We start from the raw sequence: 4,587 nt of genomic DNA, 5'->3' as shown, positions 1-4,587 counted from the left end.
TGCGCTCCTCAACAGGAGGGCGCGAACTATACGGCCGACCCTGAACGCTTGCAAGCGGTTTTTAAAAATAATTTTCAAAAACAAATCGGGCGCTTAAAAAGCGCCCGATCTGAGAAACTAACAGCCTGAAAAAGTTCAATTATTACGCGACAGTTTTCGAAGTGACAACAGCCACATAACCAAGCCCGAACCGGCATAAAGAGAAAACAGGGTTAAAAGTATCTTGGGTGGATCCACTGCAATGACACCAAAAGCCAAAACCATACCCAACATTGCCACAAAAGGGACACGACCTTTGAGATCGAGATCTTTAAAAGAACTGTATTTGACATTGGATACCATCAGCAGACCCATAAGCGCGGTTATGATTCCGGCAATCACAGAAGGCCTGCCAGCCATTTCAACATCAAAGCCGACCCAAACCATACCAGCGACTACCGCTGCCGCTGCAGGGCTTGCCAGGCCGATAAAATATCGTGAGTCGACCTCACCAACCTGAGTATTAAAGCGTGCCAGTCGTAATGCCGCACCCGCCACATACACAAATGCCACCCCGACACCAAATTTACCCAGATCCACTAGAGCCCAAAAGTACATCACCAGCGCAGGCGCAACACCAAAGGACACCATATCTGACAGACTGTCGTACTGAACACCAAACTCACTGGCGGTTCCAGTGAGGCGCGCCACTCGTCCATCCAAGCCATCGAACACCATAGCGGCAAAGATTGCCAAGGCAGCGAATTCAAAATTGCCATGCACCGCAGAAATAATGGCATAGAAACCACTGAATAACGCCGCAGTGGTAAATAAATTAGGCAATAAGTAAATACCCTTGTGCTTTACCTTCTTACCATCAACATGCACCTCTTCAATGTGCTCATCGACAGGGATAAAGCTTTCTTCCGACTTGTTACTTTTATCGTCAGCCGCCGAATTAATATGCGCAACCTTATCTTGGTTTTCGTTGCTGTTCTCATTCATCAGTTATCTCAATCACAAAAAACGGGTAATGACCCAATCTGTTCATTATAACTCTGCCTCTGAAAGCTGCCTACAGATTAGCTTTCACATATACGCAGGACATAAAAAAATCCGATGCCATTTCTGACACCGGATTTTTCTTGTCAGCTCGTGACCCAGAGATCACAAAGCACAACCAGTATTAACTGGCGCTGGACTTCAGAGCCTCAGTCAGAGCAGCTTCTACTTCTGCTGCACTTACACCTTCAGTCTCCATGCTCAGCTCAGCTTCACGCTGACGACGGCGTTCTTTGTGATACGCCAAACCGGTACCAGCAGGAATCAAGCGACCAACAACCACGTTCTCTTTGAGACCGCGCAGGTTATCGGACTTGCCAGTTACCGCAGCCTCGGTCAGTACGCGAGTGGTCTCCTGGAACGAAGCGGCAGAGATAAACGATTCAGTCGCCAGAGACGCCTTGGTGATACCCAGCAATTGACGATCAAAGGTCGCGGGCTGCTTATCGCTGTCACGCAATTCTTCGTTTTCAGTCAGTACGCGGTTGAATTCCGCCTGCTCACCTTTCACGAAGCTGGAATCACCCATTGCGGTAATCTCAACTTTGCGCAACATCTGACGAACGATAACTTCAATGTGCTTATCGTTAATCTTCACACCCTGCAGACGGTAAACATCCTGGATTTCGTTGGTGATGTAGCGAGCCAGAGCCTCTACACCCTGCAGACGCAGGATATCGTGCGGGTTGCTCGGGCCATCGGATACAACCTCACCCTTTTCTACCTTCTCACCTTCAAACACAGTCAATTGACGGTGCTTCGGAATCAGCTGCTCCCAGTGAGTGCTACCATCGGCCAGAGGCTGACCATCGTTAGGTGTAATTACCAGACGACGTTTGCCTTTGGTTTCCTTACCGAAGGAAACAGTACCGGAGATTTCCGCCAGAATGGACGGCTCTTTTGGCTTACGTGCTTCAAACAGGTCGGCAACGCGCGGCAGACCACCGGTAATATCACGGGTTTTGGAGCCTTCCTGAGGAATACGGGCAATTACGTCACCCACACCGATCTGATCACCGTCGCCAATGCTCAGAATAGCCTTGGCTGGCAACATGTAGTGCGCCGGCACATTGGTGTTGGCCAGGCAAAGCTCGTTACCCGCTTCGTCAACCAATGTCACAGTAGGCTTCAGATCCTTACCAGCCGCTGGACGTTCGGCCGGATCCAGAACCTCAATAGAAGTCAGGCCGGTCAACTCATCAGTCTGACGACGGATGGACAGGCCATCTTCCATGCCGGAGAACACAACCTTACCAGCCACTTCAGTAACAATCGGGTGAGTGTGGGGATCCCACTTGGCCACAAACTGACCACCTTCAACCTTGTCACCTTCTTTAACAGTAATCTCGGCACCGTAAGGCAGCTTATAACGCTCACGCTCACGACCACTGTCATCGGCAACAGCCAGCTCACCGGAGCGAGACACCGCAACCAGGTTGCCATCGTTGTTTTCAACAACCTTAAGGTTGATCAGACGCACAGTACCGTCTTGCTTAACTTGAACACTGTCTACCGCAGAAGCCCGGCTCGCCGCACCACCAATGTGGAAGGTACGCATGGTCAGCTGGGTACCCGGCTCACCGATGGACTGGGCAGCAATAACACCGACAGCCTCACCTGGATTGGCCAAGTGGCCACGGGCCAAATCACGACCGTAACACTGGGCACAGATACCGTGGCGGGTTTCACAGGTAATCGGCGAGCGTACCTGCACTTCATCGATACCTACCTCTTCAATCTGAGCAACCATCTTCTCGTCGATCATAACACCGGCTTCGAACAGCACTTCATCAGAGCCTGGAACCAGAATATCTTCGCCGATCACACGACCAAGAATACGATCACCCAAGGATTCGATTACATCACCACCTTCAATAACAGGCGCCATGGTCAGACCCGCGTCTGTACCACAATCCTGCTCGGTGATAACCACGTCTTGCGCAACATCCACCAGACGACGAGTCAGGTAACCGGAGTTCGCAGTTTTCAGTGCGGTATCCGCCAGACCCTTACGGGCACCGTGGGTAGAAATAAAGTACTGACCAACATTCAGACCTTCACGGAAGTTTGCGGTAATTGGCGTCTCAATAATGGAGCCGTCTGGCTTGGCCATCAGACCACGCATACCGGCCAGCTGACGAATCTGAGCAGGGGAACCACGAGCACCGGAGTCAGCGTACATAAATACGGAGTTGAAAGAACCTTGTTGCTCTTCTTCACCGTCTTTATTAATCACAGTCTCGGTAGTAATACCTTCCATCATGGCCTTGGCTACCAAATCGTTAGCGCGAGACCAGATATCGATCACCTTGTTGTATTTCTCACCCTGAGTAACCAGACCGGAGGCGTACTGGCTTTCAATTTCTTTCACTTCCGCTTCAGCACTGGCTACGATTGCATGTTTCTCATCAGGGATAGCAAAGTCATTTACACCAATAGAAGAACCGGACTTGGTGGAGTACTGGTAACCCATGTACATCAGTTGGTCAGCAAAGATAACGGTCGATTTCAGACCGACGATGCGATAGCAGTAATTGATCACCTGAGAGATGGCTTTCTTAACCATCGGACGGTTAACCTGCTCAAACGGCATACCTTCGGGAACGATCTCCCACAACAGCACACGACCTACAGTAGTGTCCGCCAGGAAAGTACGGGTTTCGCTGTCGCCGTCTTCGTTCTTAACGGTCTCGGTAATACGAACCTTGATCTTCGCCTGGATATTAACTTTCTGAGCATTGTAGGCACGGGAAACTTCTTTCACGTCCGCAAATACCATGCCTTCACCCTGAGCATTTACACGCTCACGGGTCATCCAGTACAGACCCAATACCACGTCCTGAGAAGGAACAATGATTGGCTCACCGGAAGCAGGTGACAAGATGTTGTTGGTGGACATCATCAGGGCACGGGCTTCCAGCTGGGCTTCCAGCGTCAGGGGTACGTGTACCGCCATCTGGTCACCATCGAAGTCAGCGTTATAGGCCGCACAAACCAATGGGTGCAGCTGAATGGCTTTACCTTCAATCAATACAGGTTCAAACGCCTGGATACCCAGACGGTGAAGAGTCGGTGCACGGTTGAGCATGACAGGGTGCTCACGAATCACTTCATCCAGAATATCCCAAACAACGGGTTCTTCACGCTCAACCATCTTCTTGGCAGCCTTGATGGTGGTCGCCAGACCACGCAGCTCAAGCTTGCTGAAGATAAATGGCTTGAACAGTTCCAGCGCCATCTTCTTGGGCAGACCACACTGATGCAGTTTCAGGGTCGGGCCCACAACAATTACGGAACGACCGGAGTAGTCAACACGCTTACCCAACAGGTTCTGACGGAAACGACCCTGTTTACCTTTGATCATGTCAGCCAAAGATTTCAGAGGACGCTTGTTGGAACCGGTAATGGCGCGACCGCGACGACCGTTATCCAGCAGCGCATCCACAGATTCCTGCAGCATACGCTTTTCGTTGCGCACAATAATGTCCGGAGCATTCAGATCCAACAGGCGCTTCAGACGGTTGTTACGGTTGATCACACGACGGT

The 4,587-nt window shown here is 50.8% G+C and carries 2 protein-coding genes; both read right to left on the bottom strand.

The genetic code is table 11. The features are described from left to right. Window positions 1–135: 135 nt before the first annotated feature. Entirely contained in the window at window positions 136–984 is an 849-nt protein-coding gene (pssA, locus tag ACPXV9_RS15750) for a CDP-diacylglycerol--serine O-phosphatidyltransferase (RefSeq protein WP_423899029.1), read from the bottom strand. A 181-nt stretch (window positions 985–1,165) separates the two neighbouring features. Beyond that, window positions 1,166–4,587 (bottom strand): DNA-directed RNA polymerase subunit beta' (gene rpoC / locus ACPXV9_RS15745; RefSeq protein WP_423899027.1); only part of this gene is annotated, 3,422 nt, incomplete at its 5' end.

Origin of the sequence: Candidatus Pelagadaptatus aseana (assembly GCF_040362265.1) — a bacterium.
GTDB classification, from domain to species: domain Bacteria; phylum Pseudomonadota; class Gammaproteobacteria; order Pseudomonadales; family Cellvibrionaceae; genus Pelagadaptatus; species Pelagadaptatus aseana.
The sequence above is the reverse complement of the archived record's forward strand: the minus strand, read 5'-3'. Positions and strand labels throughout refer to the sequence as shown.